The sequence below is a fragment of the Streptomyces sp. NPDC021356 genome (assembly GCF_040641015.1).
Taxonomy (GTDB): domain Bacteria; phylum Actinomycetota; class Actinomycetes; order Streptomycetales; family Streptomycetaceae; genus Streptomyces.
In genome coordinates, this window is record NZ_JBFACU010000041.1 from 41,653 (window position 1) to 64,855 (window position 23,203).

Below are 23,203 nucleotides of genomic sequence, written 5' to 3' on the forward strand. Positions count from 1 at the left end.
CGCATCCGCAGCATCCGCACACCGCAGTTCCACGCAGACCGCAGCGCCCTGGGGGATGGGAAGCCCGTGTCCGACGTCAGCACCACACTCCGTACCGTGTCCGCCGCGCAGACCGGCATCTGGGTGGCCCAGCGCATGGCGCCCGACAACCCCTTCTACAACTGCGCCGTCACCTACACGGTCGCCGGACGCCTGGACGAGTCGGCCCTGCGCCTGGCCGTCGCCCAGGCACTCGCCGAGACCGAGACGCTGCGCACCCGGTTCCACGACACAGCGGACGGCCCCCGGTTGAGCATCGAACCGGCCGGCACGCCCAGGCTCCACGTCGTCGACCTCACGGACCGGCCCGACCCCGACGCGGAGATCGAGGCCTGGACGGCCGCCGACCTCGCCACCGCGACCGACCTCACCCGTGAAGCGCCCTGCACGCACGCCCTGTTCACCGTGGGCGCGCGGCGCAGCGTCCTGTACTTCCGCTACCACCACATCGTGCTGGACGGCTTCGGCCAGCACCTGTACATCCGGCGGCTCGCCGAGCTGTACACCGCGTTCGAGCGGGGCATCGTCCCGGCGGGAACCGGCGCGGCCCCCCTCGCCGACCTGCTCGCCGAGGACGCCGCCTACCTCGCCTCCCCCCGCCACGCCACGGACGCGGCGTACTGGCGGGAGGCGTTCGCCGGCCACCACGAGGGCACTCCGCTCGCCGGACGCGTCGCCCCGCCCACGCTCAGCACCATGCGCCGGGTCACCCCGATGGCACCGGAGCTGCTCGCGGGACTCGCCGACGGGAGCCGCGGCGGCGTCGGCGGCCTGTCCGCCACGATCGTCGCCGCCACCGCGGCGTACGCGCACCGCCTGCTCGGCCGGCCCGACGTCATCGTCAACATGCCGATGGCGGCCCGCCGTTCCCGCACGGAACTCGGCACGCCCGCGATGCTCGCCAACGAGGTGCCCGTCCGCCTGTCCGTCAAGCCGGACACCACCTTCGGCGACCTGGTGGACCAGGCGGAGCGGCGGATCCGGCAGACCATCCGGCACCAGCGCCACCGGGGCGAGGCGCTGCGCGCGGAACTCGGCCTGTCCGCCGAGGCAGGCGCCCTGACCGGACCGCAGGTCAACGTGATGGCCTTCGAGCAGGAGACCCGCTTCGGCGCCCACCCGGCCGCGCGCCGCCAGCTCGCCAACGGCCCGATCGCCGACCTGACGGTCAACGTCTACCGCACGGCCGGCTCCGAGGACTGGGAACTGGAGTTCTGCGGCAACCGCGCCCTGTACACCGAGGACGACCTCGTCCGCCACCAGGAACGGTTCTGCGCCTTCCTGGAGCGCGCCGCCGGGCACCCCGGCCGCCCGGTCGCCGCCCTGGACCTGCTCACCGGCACCGAGCGCGACACCCTGCTGAGCCGGTGGCACGGCCCCGTGCGCGAGCGGGCGGCCACCACCCTCCCCGGCCTGTTCGAGGCACAGGTGGCCCGGACCCCGCACGCGCCCGCCCTCCACCACGCCGGCGGCACCCTCACCTACGCCGAACTCAACACCCGCGCCAACCGGCTCGCCCACCTGCTCATCGGTCACGGCACCGGCCCCGACCAGCACGTCGGCCTCGCCCTGCCGCGCTCCACCGACCTCGTCGTCGCCCTGCTCGCCGTGCTGAAGGCAGGCGCCGCCTACCTGGCCGTCGACCCTGACTACCCGGCCGACCGCATCGCCCACCTGCTCGGCGACACCCGCCCCGGCCTCGTCCTGACCACCGCCGACCTGGCGGCCGGCCTGCCGCTGGACGGCGTGCGACCGCTGCTCACCGACGCCCTCGACACCAGCGGGCAGCCCGCGCACGACCCCACCGACGCCGACCGCCACCGGCCGCTGACCGCCGCCCACCCCGCCTACCTGGTCTACACCTCCGGTTCGACCGGCGTACCCAAGGGCGTGGTCGGACTCCACGAGGGGGCCGTCAACCGGCTGCTGTGGTTCGGCGAGGAGTTCCCCTTCGACGGGCGGCCCGTCCTCGCCAAGAGCTCCCTCAGCTTCGTCGACGGCACCACCGAACTCCTCGCCCCGCTCGTGCACGGCGCCCCCGTCGTCCTCTGCGACGCCGACACCGCCCGCAGCGCCGCCGCCATGACAAAGCTCGCCGCCCGGCACGGCGCCGCCCGGATCACCCTCGTGCCCAGCCTCCTCGCCGAACTGCTGGACGGCGACGACACCGGTGCCCTGGCGCCGTGCACGCTGTGGGTGACCAGCGGCGAGGCACTGCCCCCGGCGTACGCCGAACGGTTCCGCGCCGCGCTGCCCGGCGCCCGCCTGCTCAACCTGTACGGCTCCTCCGAGGCCAGTGGCGACAGCCTGTACGCCGATGTCACCGCCGGCACCGTGCGGATCGGCCGGCCCATCACCAACACCCGCGCCTTCGTGCTGGACGCGTCCCTGCGCCCGGTGCCGGCCGGCACCCCGGGCGAGCTGTACGTGGCGGGCGCGGGCCTGGCCCGCGGCTACCTCGGGCGGCCCGCCCTGACCGCCGAGCGGTTCGTGGCCTGCCCCTTCGGCGGCGCGGGCGAGCGCATGTACCGCACCGGCGACCTGGCCCGCTGGACGGCCGACGGGGAGCTGGAGTACCTCGGCCGCGCCGACCAGCAGGTCAAGGTGCGCGGCTTCCGCGTCGAACCGGCCGAGATCGAGGCGGCCCTCACCGCCCACCCCGAGGTGGAGCACGCCGCCGTGGTGCTGCGCGAGGACCGGCCCGGCGACAAGCGGCTGGTGGCCTACACCGTCGGCGGCGCCGACGCCGGGCACCTGCGCGCCCTGGTGGCGGAGGCCCTGCCGGACTACATGGTGCCGTCGGCGTTCGTCACGCTGGCGGCGCTGCCCCTCAGCCCCAACGGCAAACTGGACCGGGCCGCCCTGCCCGCACCCGCCTACGCCTCCCGGGGCGGGGCCCCGCGCACCGCCGCCGAGACCCGGCTGTGCGCCCTGTTCGCCGAGGTGCTCGGCGTACCGCGGGCCGGCGTGGACGACAGCTTCTTCGACCTCGGCGGCGACAGCATCCTGGCCCTGCGGCTCGTCGCCCACGCCCGCCGCGCCGGCCTCGCCTTCAGCGCCCGCGACGTCTTCGTGCACCGCACCGTCGAGGCCATCGCGGCAGTGGCCCGGACGGCCGCGGACACCGGCCCGGACACCCGCACCCTCCCGCCGCCCCTGCCGGACGCCGAACTCGCCCTCGTCGACGCCCCGCCCGGCGCCCGCGTCCTGCCGCTGACCCCGCTGCAGGAAGGCCTGCTCTTCCACAGCGTCTTCGACGAGGACCAGCCCGACCTCTACACCGTCCAGGCCGTCCTGGAACTCGGCGGCCCGCTCGATGCCGCCGCCCTGCGCACCGCGGCGGCGCGGCTGCCGGAGCGGCACGACGCGCTGCGAGCCGCATTCCGGCACGAAGGACTGAGCCGCGCCGTCCAGGTCGTACCCCGCGAGGCACCGCTCGTGTGGCGGGACGAGACGGCCGAGGACCCGCAGGCCCTCCAGGCGCTGCTCGACGCGGAACGCGCCACGCGCTTCACCCTGCGGCGGCCGCCGCTCGTCCGGTTCCTGCTGGTCCGCACCGCGGCCGACCACCACGTCCTGGCGCTGACCGCACACCACGCCGTCCTCGACGGCTGGTCGCTGCCCGTTCTCGTCCGCGACCTGCTGCGCGCGTACGCGAGCGGCCGGCCGCTGCCCCGGGCGCGGACGTTCGAGGACCACTTGGCGTGGCTCGCGGCGCAGGACACCGACGCGGCCCGGCACGCCTGGACCGCCGCGTTCGACGGCTTCGACGAGCCCGCCCGGCTCGCCCCGGCCGCGCCCGGCCGCACCCCTGTGCCGCCCGCCCGGGTGGAGCACGACCTGCCGGCCGGGCTGACCGCCCGCCTGGGACAGCGCGCCCGTGAGCTGGGTGTCACCCTCAACTCGCTGACCACGGCCGCCTGGTCGCTGGTCCTGTCCCAGCTGCTCGGCCGGAGCGACGTGGTCTTCGGCACCACGGTGGCCGGCCGCCCCGCCGAGCTGAACGGCGTGGAGGACATGGCCGGCCTCTTCATCAACACGTTGCCCCTGCGCGTACGGCTGGACCCGGCGGAAGGTGTCGGAGACCTCGCCGTACGACTCCAGCGGGAGCGGACGGCCCTGCTGGAGCACCAGCACATGGGACTCGCCGACATCCAGCGCTGGACCGGCCTCGGTGAACTCTTCGACACCTCCATGGTGTTCGAGAACTACCCCTTGGACCGGGGCGCGCTCGGCACCCTCGCCGAGGAGGCCGGCCTGCGGCTCCTGGACGCCCGCGCCCACGAAGGCGCCCACTTCCCGCTGAGCCTCGTCGTCCACCCGGGCGAGCGTCTGCGGCTGCGGATCGACCACCAGCCCGACCTGGTCGACGCCGACGCGGCCCGGCGGACCGTCGCCCGCCTGGCGAGCGTCCTGGAACAGATCGCGGCCGACCCGGCCACGGCGGCGGGACGCGTGGACGTCCTCGTCGGCACCGAACGCGCGACGCTGCTGGAGCGGTGGAACGCGACCGGGCGCCCCGTGCCCCCGGTCGCCCTGCCGCAGCTCTTCGAGGCCCGCGCGGCCCGCACCCCGCACGCCACGGCCGTGGTCCACGACGGCCACGAGGTCAGCTACGCGCAACTGAACGCCCGGGCGAACCGCCTGGGCCGGCTGCTGGCCCACCAGGGGGCGGGCCCCGGCCGCCGGGTCGCGGTCCGGCTGCCGCGCTCCGTCGACCTCGTCGCCGTACTGCTCGCCGTCGCCAAGTCAGGAGCGGCGTACGTGCCGCTCGACCCGGACTTCCCCGCCGACCGCATCACGTACATGATCGAGGACTCCCGGCCCGTCCTCGTGGTGGACGAGGACTGGCTCGCCGGGGCCCGGACCGAGGAGCACGCCCCCGACGACCTGGCCGCGGTGTCCCCGCACAGCCCCGCGTACGTGATCTACACCTCCGGGTCGACCGGCCGCCCCAAGGGCGTCGTCGTCGGGCACGCCGCGCTGGTCAACTTCCTCGACTCGATGGCGCGGTCGCTCGCCCTCGGCGCCGAGGACCGGCTGGCGGCGGTCACCACGGTGGGCTTCGACATCGCCGCCCTCGAACTGTACGCGCCGCTGCTGGCCGGCGCGTGCGTGGTGCTCGCCGACAAGGACACCACCCGGGACCCGCAGGCACTGGCCGGCCTGATCGGCACGGCCGGGGCGACGGTGATGCAGGCGACCCCGAGCCTGTGGCGCGCCCTCCTCGACGAGGTCCCGGACGCCCCCGCCGGGCTGCGGGTCCTCGTCGGCGGCGAGGCACTGCCCGCCGACCTCGCCGACCGCCTGCTGGCCACGGCCCGCACGGTCACCAACCTCTACGGGCCCACCGAGACCACCGTCTGGTCCACGGCCGGGAAGGTCTGCGGCGACAGCGCCGTCCGGGGTGCGATCGGCCGCCCCATCGGCAACACCCGGGTGTACGTCCTCGACGCCGCCCTGCGCCCTGCGCCCGCCGGTGTGGCCGGCGAGCTGTACATCGCGGGCGCGGGACTGGCCCACGGCTACCTGGACCGCCCCGGCCTGACGGCGGAGCGGTTCGTCGCCGACCCGTACGGCGAGCCGGGAGCGCGCATGTACCGCACCGGTGACCTGGCGCGCTGGTCCGCCGACGGCGAACTGGAGTACCTCGGCCGCACCGACCAGCAGGTCAAGGTGCGCGGCCACCGCATCGAACCCGGCGAGATCGAGACCGCCCTGCTCGCCCACGAGAGGGTCTCGCGCGCCGCGGTCGTGGTGCGTGAGGACCGACCCGGCGACCAGCGCCTGGTGGGCTACGTCGTCGGCACCGGCACCGCCCCCGAAGAGCTGCGTGCCCACCTGGCCCGCACCCTGCCGGAGTACATGGTCCCCTCGGCCCTCGTCACGCTGGACGAACTGCCCCTGACCCCGAACGGCAAGCTGGACCGCAAGGTTCTGCCCGCCCCCGACTTCACCGCGGCCCTCTCCGGACAGGCGCCCCGCACCGCACGCGAACGCACCCTGTGCGCCCTGTTCGCCGAAGTGCTCGGCGTACCGGAGGCCGGCGTCGACGACAGCTTCTTCGCCCTCGGCGGCGACAGCATCGTCGCCGTGCGCCTGGTCGGCCGCGCCCGCCGGGCCGGACTCCGCATCGCCGTCAAGGACGTCTTCGCCCACCGTACGGTCGCCGCGCTCGCCGCGGCCCTGCCCGAGGACACCGACGACGGCACGGATCCCGCCGCGGCCGCCGAAGGCCCCGCCGACACCCCGGTCGACGTCCCCCTCGACACCGGGGAACTGGCCGGGCTGCGCGCGCAACTGCCCGCCTCGGCGCAGGTGCTGCCGCTCACCCCGCTCCAGGACGGCCTGGTCTTCCACAGCGTCTTCGACCGAGACGCCCCCGACGTCTACACCGTGCAGGTCGCCGTCGAACTCCTCGGCCGCCTCGACACGTCCGCCCTGAAGGCCGCCGCCGCCGCTCTGCTCACCCGGCACGACGCGCTGCGCGCCGGCTTTTGGACAGAGGGGCTCAGCCGCCCCGTGCAGATCGTCCACGCCGACGTACCGCTGAACTGGCAGCAGACCGAGGCCGCCGACGCGCAGGCGCTCCAGGACCGGCTGGTCCGCGAACGCGAACGCCGCTTCGACCTCACCGCACCCCCGCTCGTCCGCTTCCTGCTCGCCCGCACCGGCACCGACCGTGCCGTGCTGGCCCTGACCGTCCACCACGCCGTCCTCGACGGCTGGTCGCTGCCCGTGCTGCTGCGGGAACTGCTGGAGCTGTACCGGGGCCGCACCGACCTGCCCGCGCCGCGCCCCTTCCACGACCACCTGCGGTGGTTGCAGCACCGCGACCCGGCCGCGGCCGAGCGGGCCTGGCGGGAGGCGTTCGCCGATCTCGACGAGGCGACCCGGATCGCCGCCGCCCCGCCCGGCCGGATCCCGGTCCGGCCGGGGCGCGTGGAGACGACGCTGCCCGCACCCGCCACGGCGGCGCTCACCGAGCGGGCCCGCGCCCTGGGCGTGACGCTCAACTCGGTGATCGAGGCGGCCTGGGCGCTGGTGCTGTCCCGCACCCTGGGCCGCGACGACGTCACCTTCGGCGTCACCGTCTCCGGACGGCCCGCCGAGATCGACGGCATCGAGAACGGCGTCGGGCTGTACATCAACACCGTCCCGCTGCGCGTGCGGCTGGATGCGGCCGAACCGCTCGGCGACCTGCTGCGGCGCGTGCAGAGCGAGCGGCAGCGGCTGCTGGAGCACCAGCACACCGGCCTCGCCGACATCCAGCGCGCGGCCGGACTCGGTGAACTCTTCGACACCTCCGTGGTGTTCGAGAACTTCCCGCTCGACGCCGCCGCCTTCACGGAACTCACCGCCACCGCCGGCCTGCGCGTCGGCGAGGTCCGCGCCCACGACGCCGTGCACTACCCGCTCGGCCTGGTCGTCGTCCCCGGCGACACACTGCGGCTGCGCCTGGACCACCAGCCCGACCTCGTCGACCACGCCGTTGCGCAGAGCGTCGCCGACCGGTTCGTACGCGTCCTCCAGGCCCTCGCCGACCACCCCGAACGGCCCACCGGGCGGCTCGACGTGCTCACCGACGACGAGCGGCGGCTGACCCTGCGCACCTTCGCCGGCACCGACCACGAGGTGACCGCGACCACCCTGCCCGCCGCCTTCGAGGCACAGGCCGCCCGCACCCCGCACGCCACCGCCGTCGTCTTCGAGGACACGCGGCTGACCTACGCCGAACTCAACGAGCGGGCCAACCGGCTCGCCCGGCTCCTGGTGCGCCACGGTGTCGGCCCCGAGCGGCGGGTGGCGATCGCACTGCCCCGCTCCGTCGAACTCGTCGTGGCGATCCACGCCGTGGTGAAGGCGGGCGGCGCCTACCTGCCCGTCGACACCGGCTACCCGGCCGACCGCATCGCCCATCTGCTCACCGACGCGGCGCCCGAACTCGTGCTGACCCGCGCCGACGTGGCCGGCCGGCTGCCCGCGACCGGCACCCCGCGGCTGCTCGTCGACGAGGCGGACACCACCGCCCTGCCCGGCACCGACCTCACCGACGCCGACCGCACGGCCCCGCTCGGCCTCGCCCACCCCGCCTACGTCATCTACACCTCCGGCTCCACCGGCCGGCCCAAGGGCGTCGTCGTCAGCCACGCGGCCATCGCCAACCGGCTGCTGTGGATGCAGGGCGCCTACGCCCTCGACGCCACGGACCGCGTGCTGCAGAAGACCGCCTTCGGCTTCGACGTGTCGGTGTGGGAGTTCTTCTGGCCGCTCGCCGTCGGAGCGGCACTCGTCGTCGCCCGGCCCGAAGGCCACCGCGACGCCGCCTACCTCGCCGAGCTGGTCCAGGCGCAGCGGGTCACCACCGTGCACTTCGTCCCCTCGATGCTGCAGGCCTTCCTCCAGGAGCCCGCGGCGGCCCGCTGCACCTCGCTGCGACGCGTCGTGTCCAGCGGCGAGGCGCTGCCGCGCGACCTCCAGCAGCAGTTCCACCGGCTGCTGCCGGCCCGGCTGCACAACCTCTACGGCCCCACCGAGGCCGCCGTCGACGTCACCGCCTGGGACTGCGCCCCCGACGACGCCGGCCCCTCCGTACCGATCGGCCGGCCCATCTGGAACATCCGTATGCGGGTACTGGACGGCGGGCTGCTGCCGGTGCCGGTGGGCACCCCTGGCGAGCTGTACATCTGCGGCGCGGGGCTGGCCCGCGGCTATCTCGGCCGGCCCGGCCTCACCGCGGAGCGCTTCGTCGCCGACCCCCACGGCCCGGCCGGTTCGCGGATGTACCGCACCGGCGACGTGGCCCGCTGGCGGGCCGACGGCGCGCTGGAGTACCTCGGCCGCACCGACCACCAGGTGAAGATCCGCGGACAGCGCGTCGAACTGGGCGAGATCGACGCCGCGCTGGCCGGCCACCCGGACCTCGCCTGGGCCCAGACGGTCGTGCGCGAGGACCGCCCCGGCGAGCGCCGTCTCGTCGGCTACGTCCTGCCCGAGCGGAACCCGGTCGACCACGACCTGCTGCGCGACCACCTGGCGGCCACGCTGCCCGACCACATGGTCCCCTCCGCCTTCGTCACGCTGGACCGGCTGCCGCTGACCCCGAACGGCAAGCTGGACCGCACCGCCCTGCCCGCCCCCGAGCGGCCGGCGACCGGCGGCGGCCGGGCGCCGCGCACCGCGACCGAGCACATCCTGGCCCGGCTCTTCGGCGACGTGCTCGGCCTGCCCGAGGTCGGTGCCGACGACGGCTTCTTCGACCTCGGCGGCGACAGCATCATGTCGATCCAGCTGGTCGGCCGGGCCCGCAGGGAGGGGCTCGTCCTGTCCGCGCGGGACGTCTTCGAGCAGCGCACGGTCGCGGGCCTCGCCGCCGTCGCGGCACCCGCCGACGCCGGCCCCGCCGGGGAGCCGGACATCGCGACCGGGCCGGTCCCGCTGCCGCCCATGGCCCACTGGCTGGCCGAACGCGGTGGCCCCGCCGACGGGTTCGCCCAGTCACTCGCGGTGCGGGTCCCCGCCGGGCTGCGCCGCGGGGACCTGCTGACGGCCCTGCAGGCCGTCCTCGACCACCACGACGCCCTGCGGATGCGCCTGGCCGACGGCGAGCCGTGGTCGCTGGAGATCGGCGAACGCGGCTCGGTACGGGCCGGTGCCCTGCTGCGCCGGGTCGGCACCGACAGGGCCGACGGCGCCGGACTGGACGACCTCATGGCCGAGCAGGCCGCGGCGGCCCGCACCCGGCTCGCACCGCGGGACGGCGTGATGGTGCAGGCGGTGTGGCTCGACCGCGGCCCGGCCCGGTCCGGCCGGCTCGTGCTCGTCGCCCACCACCTGGTCGTGGACGGCGTGTCCTGGCGGGTGCTGCTGCCCGACCTCGCCGACGCCTGGCGAGCGGCCGCCGCGGGCCGCGCCCCCGCCCTCGCTCCGGCCGGCCCGTCCTACCGGTCCTGGGCCCGCCGCCGGCACACGGCGGCCGCCGAGGGCCGGTACCGGGACCAGCTTCCCCACTGGCGCGAGGTGCTGGCCGCGGCCACCGCCACGACCGGCGGCCCCGCCCTCGACCCCGCGCGCGACACCCACGGCAGTGCCGCCTCGCTGCGCCTGCGGCTGCCCGCCGACGTGACCCGGGCCGTGCTGACCACCGCCGCCGCCCGCTACCGGGCGCGCCCGGACGAGGTCCTGCTCGCCGCGTTCGCGGCGGCCGTCACCGCCTGGCGCGGCACGGACGACCCGGCCGTGGTGGTGGACGTCGAGGGTCACGGCCGCGACCAGCTGGACGCGGGCGACACCGACGTGTCCCGCACCGTGGGCTGGTTCACCAGCCTGTACCCCGTGCGGCTGGACGCCGGCCGGCTCGACGCCGAGGCGCGCGGCGCCCTTCGGGCGGGCGGCCCGGAGGCCGGCCGGCTGCTGAAGCGCACCAAGGAACTGCTGCGCGCCGTGCCCGGCCACGGCCTCGGCTTCGGCGTGCTGCGCCACCTCGACGCGCAGACGCGCCCCGAACTCTGCGCACCCACCCCGCCGGAGCTGGGCTTCAACTACCTGGGCCGGGCCGCCACCGGCGACGACGCGGACTGGAGCGTCGTACCCGGCAGCAACGGCATCGGCGGCGACGCCGACCCCGGCCTGCCGCTCGCGCACGCCGTGGAACTCAACGCGCTTGCCGAGGACGGTCCCGACGGACCCGAACTCGTCGCCACCTGGACCTGGGCGAGCCGCCTGTTCGACGAGGACCGGGTGCGCCGCCTCGCCGAGGAGTGGTTCGAGGTCCTGCGCGGCTTCGCCACCCACGCGCGGCGGCCCGACGCGGGCGGCCTCACGCCCTGCGACATCGCCCCCGCGCGGCTCGGCCAGCGCGAGATCGAGGAACTGGAACGCCGCCTGCCGGGCCTGGAGGACGTGCTGCCGCTGTCCCCGCTGCAGGAGGGTCTGCTCTTCCACCACTCCTTCGACGAGGACTCCGGCGACGTCTACACCGTGCAGCTCGCCGTCGACATCGAGGGCGAGCCGGACACCGCGGCGCTGCGTGCCGCGGCGGCCGCGCTGCTCGACCGGCACCCCAACCTGCGGGCGGCCTTCCCGCACGACAACCTGAGCACCCCCGTACAGGCGGTGCTGCGCGAGGTCCCGCTGCCCTGGCAGGAGGCCGACCTCGGCGCGCTGGACGAGGCCGAGCGCGAGCAGGAGGCCCGCCGCCTGCTCGACACCGACCGCGCCCGGCGCTTCGACCCCGCCCGGCCCCCGCTCGTCCGCTTCACCCTGCTGCGGCTGGGCGAGCGGCACCACCGGCTGGCGATCACCTCGCACCACGTGCTGTGGGACGGCTGGTCCCTGCCCGTCGTCGTCCGCGAGCTGCTGGAGCTGTACCGGGGCGAGCAGCCGCTGCCGCCGGTGCGGCCCTACCGGGACCACCTGGCGTGGCTCGCCCGGCAGGACCGCGCCGCCGCCGAGGCCGCCTGGCGCGAGGCGTTCGCGGGATTCGAGGAGCCGACGCTGGCCGCCGCGCCCGACACCGGCCGCACCCCGCTCCTCCCGGCCACCGTGGAGGCCTCCCTGCCCGCCGCCGACACCGCCCGGCTGACGGAGCGGACCCGCGCCCTCGGCGTCACCCTCAACTCGGCCGTCCAGGCGGCCTGGGGACTCGTCCTGGCCCACCGGCTGGGCCGCGACGACGTCGCGTTCGGCGTCACCGTGTCCGGCCGCCCGGCCGACGCCGACGGGGCCTGGGACAGCATCGGCCTGTTCATCAACACCGTGCCGGCGCGGCTGCGGGTGGACCCCGCCGAGTCCGTCGGCGACCTGCTGCTGCGCACCCAGCGCGAACAGGCGCGACTGCTGGAGCACCAGCACCTCGGCCTCGCCGACATCCAGCGGGCCACCGGATTCGGCGAACTCTTCGACACCTCCCTGGTGTTCGAGAACTACCCCCTGGACGCCGGGACACTGAACGCCGTGGCGGCCGGCACCGGCCTGCGGCTCACCGGCGCCCGCACCCGAGACGCCGTCCACTACACGTACGGCCTCGTGGCGACGCCCGGCGACGAGCTGCGCTTCCGCCTCGACCACCAGCCCGACCTGGTCGGCCCGGACACGGCACGCCTGGTCATGGACCGCCTCCTGCGGATCCTGACGGCCATGGCGGACGCCCCCGAGCTGCCCGTCGCCCGGATCGACCCGCTCACCGCCGACGAACACCGGCTGCTCGTCGACGAGTGGAACGCCACCGACCACCCGGTGCCCACCGGCACGCTGCCCGAGCTGTTCCAGGCCCAGGCGGCCCGCACCCCGCACGCCACCGCCGTCGTGTTCGAGGACACCCGCCTGACCTACGCCGAACTCGACGAGCGGGCCGACCGGCTCGCCCGGCTGCTGGCCGCACACGGAGCCGGACCGGAGCGGTGCGTCGCGGTGTCCCTGCCGCGCTCGGCCGACCTGGTGGTCACCCTGCTCGCCGTCATGAAGACCGGAGCCGCCCACGTCCCCGTCGACCCGGACTACCCCGCCGAGCGCGTCGCGCACATCCTCGCCGACGTCGACCCCGTGCTGTGCGTCGACCCGGCCTGGCTCGCGACCGCCGGCACCCGCGGATACGACGACGGCGACCTCGCCCCCGTCGACCCGGCCTCGCTCGCCTACGTCATCCACACCTCCGGCTCGACCGGCCTGCCCAAGGGCGTCGCGGTCTCCCACCGGGGCATCGCGAGCCTGGCCGGCGGACAGATCGACCGCTTCGCCGTCAGCCCCGGCAGCCGGGTGCTGCTCTTCGCCTCACCCAGCTTCGACGCGGCCGTCTCCGAACTGTGCATGGCCCTGCTGGCCGGCGCCACCCTGGTGCTGGCCCCCGCCGAACGGCTGCTGCCGGGCCCCGCGCTGACCGACCTGGTGCGCGAGCAGCGGATCAGCCACCTCACCCTGCCGCCCTCCGCGCTGGCCGTGCTCCCGGACACCGCGCTGCCCACCGTCACCACCCTGGTCGTGGCCGGCGAGGCCTGCCCACCGGACCTGGTGGACCGCTGGTCGCGGGGGCGCCGCATGATCAACGCCTACGGACCCACCGAGTCCACGGTGTGCGCCAGCATGAGCGCGCCGCTGGCCGGGGACACCGCCCCGCCCATCGGCACCCCCCTGATCAACACCCGCCTGTACGTCCTCGACGGCGCTCTGCGGCCCGCCCCCGCGGGCACCCCCGGCGAGCTCTACATCGCCGGCTCCGGGCTGGCGCGCGGTTACCTGAACCGGCCGGGGCCGACCGCGGAGCGGTTCGTGGCCTGTCCGTTCGGGGCGCCGGGGGAGCGGATGTACCGCACGGGTGACCTGGCGCGGTGGACCGCGGACGGTGAGCTGGAGTACCTGGGCCGCGCCGACGACCAGGTCAAGATCCGCGGCTTCCGTATCGAGCCGGGCGAGGTCGCCGCCGTCGTGGCCGGCCACCCCGCGGTGGCCCGCGCCGTGGTCGTCGTACGCGAGGACCAGCCCGGCGACAAGCGGCTCGTGGCCTACGTGGTGCCCGCGCCCGGCACGGACACCGATCCGGCCCACCTGCGCCGGCACGCCGCCGCACGGCTCGCCGCCCACATGGTGCCCTCGGCGTTCGTCGCGCTGGACACCCTGCCCGTCACCCCCAACGGCAAGCTCGACCGCAAGGCGCTGCCGGCGCCCGAGTACGGCACGATGTCCGCGGCCGGATACCGCGCGCCGCGCTCCCCGCGCGAGGAGATCCTGTGCACCCTGTTCGCCGAGGTGCTCGGCGTCGACAGGGTCGGCATCGACGACGGCTTCTTCGACCTGGGCGGCCACTCCCTGCTGGCCACCCGGCTGGTCAACCGCGTGCGCGCCACGCTCGGCGAGGAACTGCCGGTGCGCCGCCTCTTCGAGACCCCGACCGTCGCCGGGCTCGCCGCCTGGCAGGGCACCGGCCCCGCCCGCCCCGCCGCCCGGGCGGGCGAGCGGCCCGAGCGGCTGCCGCTGTCCTTCGCACAGGAACGGCTGTGGTTCCTCAGCCAGTTCGACGAGGCCTCCGCCACGTACAACATCCCCGCCGCCCTGCGGCTGACCGGCGCCCTGGACCGCGGGGCGCTCGCGGCGGCGCTGGCCGACGTGGCGGCACGCCACGAGGTGCTGCGCACCGTCGTCGCCGAGGACGCCGACGGCCCCCACCAGCGCGTGCTCGACGCTGCCGCGGCCGTGCCGCCCGTGACGGCCCAGCCCGCCGACGAGGCCGGACTCGGCGCCGCACTGGCCCGCGAGGCCCGCCGCCCCTTCGACCTGTCGTCCGAACCCCCGCTGCGCGCCCGGCTGTTCGTGCTCGGCGAGCAGGAACACGTGCTCCTGCTCGTCCTCCACCACATCGCCGGCGACGGCTGGTCGGTGGGACCGCTCGCGCAGGACCTGACCGCCGCCTACGCGGCCCGCCGCGCCGGCCACGCCCCCCGCTGGGGCGCGCTCCCGCTCCAGTACGCCGACTACGCGCTGTGGCAGCGGCGGACGCTCGGCTCCGGGACCGGCGAGGACAGCCCCCTGGCACGGCAGCTCACGTTCTGGACCGACGCCCTGGCCGGCCTGCCCGAGGAACTGGACCTGCCCACCGACCACCGCCGCCCGGCCGTGTCCTCGTACACCGGTGGTGTGGTGGAGTTCGAGGTGCCGGCCGCCCTGCACGAGCGGCTGGTGGGCCTGGCCCGTGAGCTGCGGGCGACCCCGTTCATGGTGGTGCGGGCCGCGCTGGCGACGCTGCTGTCGCGGCTGGGCGCCGGGACCGACATCCCCATCGGCACCCCCGTCGCCGGCCGCGGCGACGACGCCCTGGAGAGCCTGGTCGGGTTCTTCGTCAACACGCTCGTACTGCGCACCGACCTGTCCGGCGACCCGAGCTTCCGCGAACTCGTCGCTCGGGTCAGGGAGTTCGACCTGGCCGCGTACGCCCACCAGGACGTGCCCTTCGAACGCCTCGTCGACGCGCTCAACCCGGCCCGCTCGACGGTCCGTCACCCCCTGTTCCAGACCTCGCTGACCTGGAACGACACCACCGAGCAGGCCCTCGGCGCGCTGCGCGGCCTGCCCGGCCTCGCGGTCCGGCCCGAACCGGTGGACACCACGGCGGCCAAGTTCGACCTGTCCTTCGTCCTGGAGGAGCGGCGCGCGGCCGACGGCACACCCGCCGGACTGCGGGGCAGCCTCGCCTACAGCGCGGACCTGTACACCCGCAGCACCGCCACGTCCCTCACCCGGCGCCTGGTGCGGGTCCTCGACGCGGCGCTGGCCGACCCGGACCGGCCGGTCACCCGCGTCGAAGTCACCGACGCGGCCGAGCGGGCCCGGCTGCTCGCCGCGGCCGGCGAGGGCGGCGAGGGCGGCACGCCCACGCCGGCCCGGTCGCTCGCCGGCCTCTTCGAGGAGCGCGCCGCACAGGCCCCGGACGCCGTCGCCGTCACCTGCGCGACCCGCTCCCTGACCTACCGGCAGCTGGACGAGCGGGCCGACCGGCTGGCCCGCCGGCTCGTGGCACACGGCGCCGGCCCGGAGCGGTTCGTCGCGGTCTGTCTGCCCCGCGGCCTCGACCTCGTGGTGGCCCTGCTGGCGGTGGTGAAGTCCGGAGCCGCGTACGTCCCCGTCGACCCCGGCCAGCCCGAGGAACGGATCGCCTACATCCTGAAGGACACCGGCCCCGTCCTCGTCGTCGACGAGCAGTGGCTCGCCACGGCCGCGGCCGGGGAAGCCGGGCCCGCCGCACACGACCGGGCCCCGGTCGACCCGGATCACCCCGCGTACGTGATCTACACATCCGGTTCCACCGGCCGCCCCAAGGGGGTCGTCGTCCCGCACGCCAACGTGGTCCGGCTTTTCACCGCCACCGAGGACGTCTACGGCTTCGGCCCGGACGACGTGTGGACCCTGTTCCACTCCGCCGCGTTCGACTTCTCCGTGTGGGAGCTGTGGGGCCCGCTGCTGCACGGCGGACGGCTCGTCGTCGTACCGTTCGACGTCAGCCGCAGCCCGGTCGAGTTCCTGCGGCTGCTCGTGCGGGAACGGGTCACCGTGCTCAACCAGACCCCGTCGGCGTTCTACCAGCTCATGCAGGCGGACCGTGACCACCCCGGCCTCGGGGACCGGCTCGCGCTGCGCTGGGTGGTCTTCGGCGGCGAAGCCCTCGACCTGGGCCGGCTGGAGAGCTGGGGCCGCCGGCACGGCGACACCCGACCCGTCCTGGTCAACATGTACGGCATCACCGAGACCACCGTGCACGTCAGCGTGCGCACCCTGGACGCCTCCGCCTGGACCGGGCAGCAGCGCAGCCTGATCGGCGTCGGCATCCGCGACCTTCGGGTCTACGTGCTCGACGGCGCACTGCGGCCCGCCCCGGCAGGCGTCACGGGCGAGATGTACGTCGCCGGTCCCGGGCTGGCGCGCGGTTACCTGAACCGGCCGGGGCTGACCGCGGAGCGGTTCGTGGCCTGTCCGTTCGGGGCGCCGGGGGAGCGGATGTACCGCACGGGTGACCTGGCGCGGTGGACCGCGGACGGTGAGCTGGAGTACCTGGGCCGCGCCGACGACCAGGTCAAGATCCGCGGCTTCCGCATCGAACTCGGCGAGATCGAGTCCGCCGTGCTCGGCCACCCCCAGGTCACCCAGGCGGCCGTGGTCGTCCGCGAGGACCAGCCCGGCGACCAGCGGCTCGTCGCCTACGCGGTACCCGCGCACGACGGCCTGGACGTCACCGCCCTGCGCGACCGGCTGGCCGCCGAACTGCCCGACTACATGGTGCCGTCGGCCGTGGTGGCCCTCGCCGAACTGCCGCTCACCGTCAACGGCAAACTCGACCGCAGGGCCCTGCCCGCCCCCGCGTACGGCCCCACCGGCACCACCGGGCACCGCCCACCGCGCTCCCCGCGCGAGGAGATCCTGTGCACCCTGTTCGCCGAGGTGCTCGGCGTCGAGAGGGTCGGCATCGACGACAACTTCTTCGACCTGGGCGGCCACTCCCTGCTGGCCACCCGGCTGGCCAACCGCATCCGCGGCACGCTCGGCGTGGAACTGCCGGTGCGGGACCTGTTCGAGGCGCCCACCGTCGCCGCCCTCGGCGCGACCCTCGGCACGGCCGGCCCCGGCGCGTTGCGGCCCGTCACCCGCGCGGAGCGACCGGCGCGGCTGCCGCTGTCGTCCGCGCAGCGCAGACTGTGGTTCCTGCACCGCTTCGAAGGCCCCGGCGCCACCTACAACATTCCGCTGGCGCTGCGCCTGACCGGTGACCTGGACCGGGCGGCACTCCAGGCCGCCCTGACCGACGTGACGGCCCGCCACGAAACACTGCGCACCGTCTTCGCCGAGGACGACGACGGCCCGTACCAGGTCGTACTGGACCAGGCGCGGCCACGGCTGCACACGGCCGCCGACGAGTCCGAACTGGCGGCGGCGGCACGCCACGCCTTCGACCTGGGGGCCGAACTCCCCCTGCACACGGTGCTGTTCTCCCGCGACGCCCGGGACCACGTACTGCTCCTGGTGGTCCACCACATCGCCGGGGACGGCCGGTCGACCGGCGTGCTCGCCCGCGACCTGACCGCCGCCTACCTGGCGCGTCTGGCCGGGCACGCCCCGGCCTGGGATGAACTGTACGTCCAGTACGCCGACTTCACGCTGTGGCAGAACCGGGAACTCGGCTCCGAGGACGACCCCGGCAGCCTCGTCTCGCGCCGGCTCGCCTTCTGGCGGACACAACTCGGCGGGCTGCCTCAGGAACTGGACCTGCCCACCGACCGCCCTCGCCCGGCCGTGTCCTCCCACATCGGTGGTGTGGTGGAGTTCGAGGTGCCGGCCGCCCTGCACGAGCGGCTGGTGGGCCTGGCCCGCGAGCTGCGGGCGACCCCGTTCATGGTGGTGCAGGCCGCGCTGGCGACGCTGCTGTCGCGGCTGGGCGCCGGGACCGACATCCCCATCGGCACCCCGATCGCCGGCCGCACCGACGAGGCGGTGGAGGACCTCGTCGGCTTCTTCGTCAACACGCTCGTACTGCGCACCGACCTGTCCGGCGACCCGAGCTTCCGCGAACTCGTCGCTCGCGTCAGGGAGTTCGACCTGGGGGCGTACGCCCACCAGGACATGCCCTTCGAGCGCCTCGTCGACGCGCTGGACGTCACCCGCTCGACCGCACGGCACCCGCTGTTCCAGACCGTCCTCACCCTCGACGACACCGACGGACAGGAAGCCCTCGCCCAGGCCGCGCAACTTCCCGGCCTGGACGTGTCCGAGTACCGCCTCGACACCGGAGCCGCCAAGTTCGACCTGACCTTCGCCCTCACCCGCAGCCACCCGGCCGGCCTCGGCCTCACCGGACGCGTCGAGTACGCCACCGACCTCTACGACCGCTCCACCGCCCAGACCCTCGCCGACCGGCTGGTCCGCGTGCTCGAAACGGCGGTCAACGCCCCCGACGCACCCGTCACCCGCATCGACGTCCTCGGCGCCGGCGAACGCCGGCTCCTGCTGGAGGAACGCAACGACACGGCCCGCCCGGTCCCCGCGACCACCCTCCTCGGCCTCTTCGAGGCCCACGCCGCGGCCACCCCCGGCAAGACCGCGCTCATCGGCGACGGCGGCAGCCTGACCTACGCCGAACTGACCGCGCGCGCCCACCGGCTCGCCCACCGGCTGCGCCGCGCCGGGGTGCGCCGCGAGACCCGCGTCGCGCTCCTCATGGAGCGCTCCGTCGACCTCGTCGTCGCCGTGCTCGCCGTGCTCAAGGCGGGCGGCGCCTACGTGCCGCTCAGCGCCACCTACCCCGACGAACGGCTGCGCTGGATCGTCGCCGAGACCGGCACACCACTGCTCATCGCCGACCGCTCCCAGCGCCGACGGGCCGAAACCGTCGCCGGCGCCCTCGACGTGCTCGTCGTCGACGACCCCGCCACCGCCGAGGCGGTCGCCCGCGAGGACACCTTCGCACCCGGCTTCGTCCCGCGGCCCGAGGACCTCGCCTGCGTGATGTTCACCTCCGGCTCCACCGGCCTGCCCAAGGGCGTCGCCGCCACCCACGGGAACATCGCCGACCTCGCCCAGGACCACTGGTGGCGCTCCGGCTGCGCCGAACGCGTCCTGCTGCACTCCCCGCACGCCTGGGACGCCCTCACCCTGGAACTGTGGGTCGCGCTGCTGTGCGGCGGCAGCGTCGTCGTCGCCCCCGCGGGCGACACCGGCGTCGAGGCGCTCGGCGGACTCATCACCGGGCACGGCGTCACCGGACTGTGGCTCACCGCCGGTCTGTTCGCGGTGCTTGCCGAAGAACAGCCCGACTGCTTCCGCGGCATGCGCCAGGTGTGGACCGGCGGCGACGTCGTCCCCCCGGCCACCGTTCACCGCGTCCTGGACCACTGCCCGCACATCGAGGTCGTCAACGGCTACGGCCCCACCGAGACGACGGTGTTCGCCACCCGCAACCCCGTCAGCGCGGTGACCGCCCGGCAGCTGACCGGCGTCGTCCCCATCGGACGCCCGCTGGACAACATGCGCGCCTACGTCCTCGACACCGCCCTGCACCCCGTGCCCGACGGCGTCCCCGGCGAGCTCTACGTGGCCGGCAGCGGCCTCGCCCGCGGCTACTGGGCACGCCCCGACCTCACCGCCGAACGCTTCGTGGCCTGCCCGTTCGGAGCGCCGGGGGAGCGCATGTACCGCACCGGCGACCTGGTGCGCTGGAACACCGGCGGACAACTGGAGTTCGTGGGCCGCGCCGACGACCAGGTCAAGGTGCGCGGCTTCCGCATCGAACTCGCCGAGATCGAGGCCGCGCTCACCGCCCACCCCGGCGTCCGGACCGGCGCCGTGATCGTGCGCGAGGACCAGCCCGGCGAGAAACGGCTCACCGGCTACGTCGTGGCCGCGGGCGCCCCGCTCGACCTGGACCAGGTCCGCGCCCACCTCGCCGACCGCCTGCCGGACTACATGGTGCCCCCGGCCCTCGTACCCCTGCCCGAACTGCCGCTGACGACCAACGGAAAGCTGGACCGCAAGGCCCTCCCGGCTCCCGTCCTCACCCCCCGCGCCACCGGCCGCACCGCCACCGGCCCCGTCGAGGAGACCCTGTGCGCGCTGTTCGCCGAGGTGCTCGGCGTGGACGGCATCGGCGTCGAGGACAGCTTCTTCGACCTCGGGGGCGACAGCATCATGTCCATCCAGCTCGTCAGCCGCGCCCGCAAGGCGGGACTCACCCTCAGCCCGCGCGACGTGTTCGACCACCGCACGGTGGCCGCCCTCGCCGAGGCGACGACGACCTCCCGCCAGGCCCCCGCCGACGGGCCCGAGACGGCACAGGAGCCCGCCACGGGCCCGCTACCGCTGACGCCGATCATGCACTGGCTCGCCGAACGCGGCGGCCGGGTCGAGAAGTTCAACCAGTCCGTCGTCCTCCAGGTACCCGCCGGCCTGGCCTACGACGACCTGCGCTGCGCCCTTCAGGCCGTACTGGACCGGCACGACGCCCTGCGCATGCGCTGCGTGCCCGACGCCACCGGGCACCTCCACGCGGAGATCCCCGAGCCCGGCACCCTCGACGCCCGCAGCTGCCTGGACCGCGTCGACGCCCGTCAGGCGGACACCGGCACCCTGCACCGGCTGCTCACCGACCACGCCCACGCGGCCCTCGGCCGGCTGGCACCCCAGGACGGCGTCATGCTCCAGGCCGTCTGGCTGGACCGCGGCCCGCACACCCCGGGACGACTCGTACTGCTCGCCGACCACCTGGTCGTCGACGGCGTGTCCTGGCGCCTGATCGTCTCCGACCTGGCCGAGGCCTGGACGGCGGCCGCCTCGGGCGCCGCCCCCGACCTCGCCCCCGTGGGCACGTCCTTCCGGCACTGGGCCACCGCCCTGCGGACGGCAGCCCTGGACCCGGCACACACCGGCCGGCTGGCCCACTGGGCGGACACCCTGCGCGACACCGGGACACCCTTCGGCACCGCCCCGCTCGACCCGGCCCGCGACACCCACGCCTCGGCCGGCGCCCTCTCGCTCAGGCTCCCCGCCGACGTGACGACGGCCGTACTCACCACCGTCGGCTCCGTCTTCGGCACCGGCGTCGCCGACGGCCTCCTCGCCGCCCTCACCGTGGCGCTCGCCTCCCGGCGGCCCGGGCAGGACAGCGCCCTCGTCGTCGACGTCGAGGGCCACGGACGCGAGGAGGACCTCGTCCCCGGCGCCGACCTCTCCCGCACGGTCGGCTGGTTCACCAGCCTGTACCCGGTACGGCTCGACCCGGGCCCGCTGGACCGCGCGGCCCGCGACGACGCCCTGGCCGGCGGCCCCACCGCGGGCCGCGTCCTGAAGACCGTCAAGGAACAGCTGCGCGCGGTGCCCGGCAACGGAGCCGGATACGGCCTGCTGCGCCACCTCAACCCCCGGACCACGTCGGTGCTCGCCCCGCTCGGGCGCCCCGGCATCGGCTTCAACTACCTGGGCCGGATCACGGCGCAGGAAGCCACCGACTGGACGCCCGTACCCGACACCGGCGCGCTCGTCCCCGGTGACGACCCGGGCGCCCCGCTCACCCATGTGCTGGAACTCAACGCCCTGACCCAGGACGGCGACGACGGACCCGAGCTCGTCGCCACCTGGACCTGGGCCGCGCGCCTGCTGGCCGAGGACGAGGTGCGGGAGGTGGCCGAGGCGTGGTTCGCGGCCCTGCGCGGACTCGCCGAGCACGCCCACCACCCCGACGCGGGCGGACTGACCCCGTCGGACGTGTCCCTGCTGTCCCTCAGCCAGGACGAGATCGACGCCTTCGAAGACGACTTCTTCGCAGACCAGGAAGACGAGTGAGGAAAGCCGTGAGCCGTAAGTCCCGCTCCATCGAGGACATCCTGCCCCTGTCGCCGCTGCAGGAAGGCCTCGTCTTCCACAGCGTCTACGACGAGGGCGGCGCCGACATCTACACCGTCCAGCTCGTCTTCGACGTCGAAGGCCCCCTGGACCCCGCCGCGCTGCACGCCGCCGCCCGGGCCCTCATCCAGCGCCACACCAACCTCCGCGCCGGTTTCCGGCAGCGCGCCTCCGGTGAGTGGGTCCAGGTCGTCCTGCGCGAGGCCCCGCCGAACTGGACCGAGACGGACCTGTCCGCCCTGCCCGAGGCCGACCGGGAACGCGAGGCCGAGCGGATCGTCGCCGAGGACCGCACCCGCCGCTTCGACGTCGGCCGCCCGCCGCTGCTGCGGTTCACCCTGCTGCGCCTGGCACCCGACCGGCACCGCCTCGCACTCGCCGTGCACCACGCCGTCCTCGACGGCTGGTCACTGCCGGTCGTCCTGCGTGAACTCCTCAGCCTGTACGTCACCGACGGCGACGCCTCCGGCCTGCCCCGGATCCGCCCCTACCGGGACTACCTCGCCTGGCTCGCCGGCCGCGACCGGGACGCGGCCCTCACCGCCTGGCACCGGGCCTTCGAGGACTTCGACGAGCCGGCCCTGATCGCACCCCCCGTCCCCGGTCGCAACCCGGTCCTCCCGGACAAGGTGCGGTTCGCACTGCCGGCCGACACCACCCGCCGGCTCACCGAACGCGCCCGGGAGCTCGGCGTCACGCTGAACTCCGTCGTCCAGGGGGCCTGGGGCCTCGTCCTGTCCGGCCTGCTGGGCCGCGACGACGTCGTGTTCGGCGTGACCGTCTCCGGCCGCCCGGCCGACCTGCCCGGCGTCGAGGACATGGTGGGCCTGTTCATCAACACCCTGCCGCTGAGGCTCCGGTTGAACCCCGCGGAAACCGTCGGCGACCTGCTGAAGCGCCTCCAGCGGGAGCAGTCCGCACTCCTGGACCACCAGCACATCGGCCTCGCCGACCTCCAGCGCACCATCGGCAGCGGCGAGCTGTTCGACACCTCGATGGTGTTCGAGAACTACCCCCTCGACAGCGCCGGCCTCGACGACTCGGCCGACGTGAGCGGGCTGCGCCTCGCCTCGGCCCGGAGCCGGTCCGCGATGCACTACACCTACGGCCTCGTCGCCCACCCCGGCGAGGAACTGAGCTTCCGACTGGACTTCCAGCCCGACCTCGTCGACCGCGAGTCGGCCCAGGCCCTGGCTGAACGGTTGGTGCGGGTGTTGGGTGTGGTGGCTGCTGATCCGGGGGTTCGGGTCGGTGGTGTGGAGGTGCTTTCGGATGTCGAGCGTGGGTTGGTGTT

At 75.2% G+C, this 23,203-nt stretch carries 2 protein-coding genes; both read left to right on the forward strand.

Annotated elements, in window-relative coordinates; translation table 11 throughout:
- Positions 1–96 precede the first annotated feature (96 nt).
- Complete coding sequence (locus AB0G56_RS36095; RefSeq protein ID WP_360978525.1) at positions 97–21,849, forward strand: non-ribosomal peptide synthase/polyketide synthase; 21,753 nt, start codon at positions 97–99, stop codon at positions 21,847–21,849.
- 8 nt (positions 21,850–21,857) lie between these two features.
- A partial coding sequence (locus AB0G56_RS36100) for a condensation domain-containing protein (protein WP_360978528.1) occupies positions 21,858–23,203 on the forward strand: 1,346 nt, incomplete at its 3' end.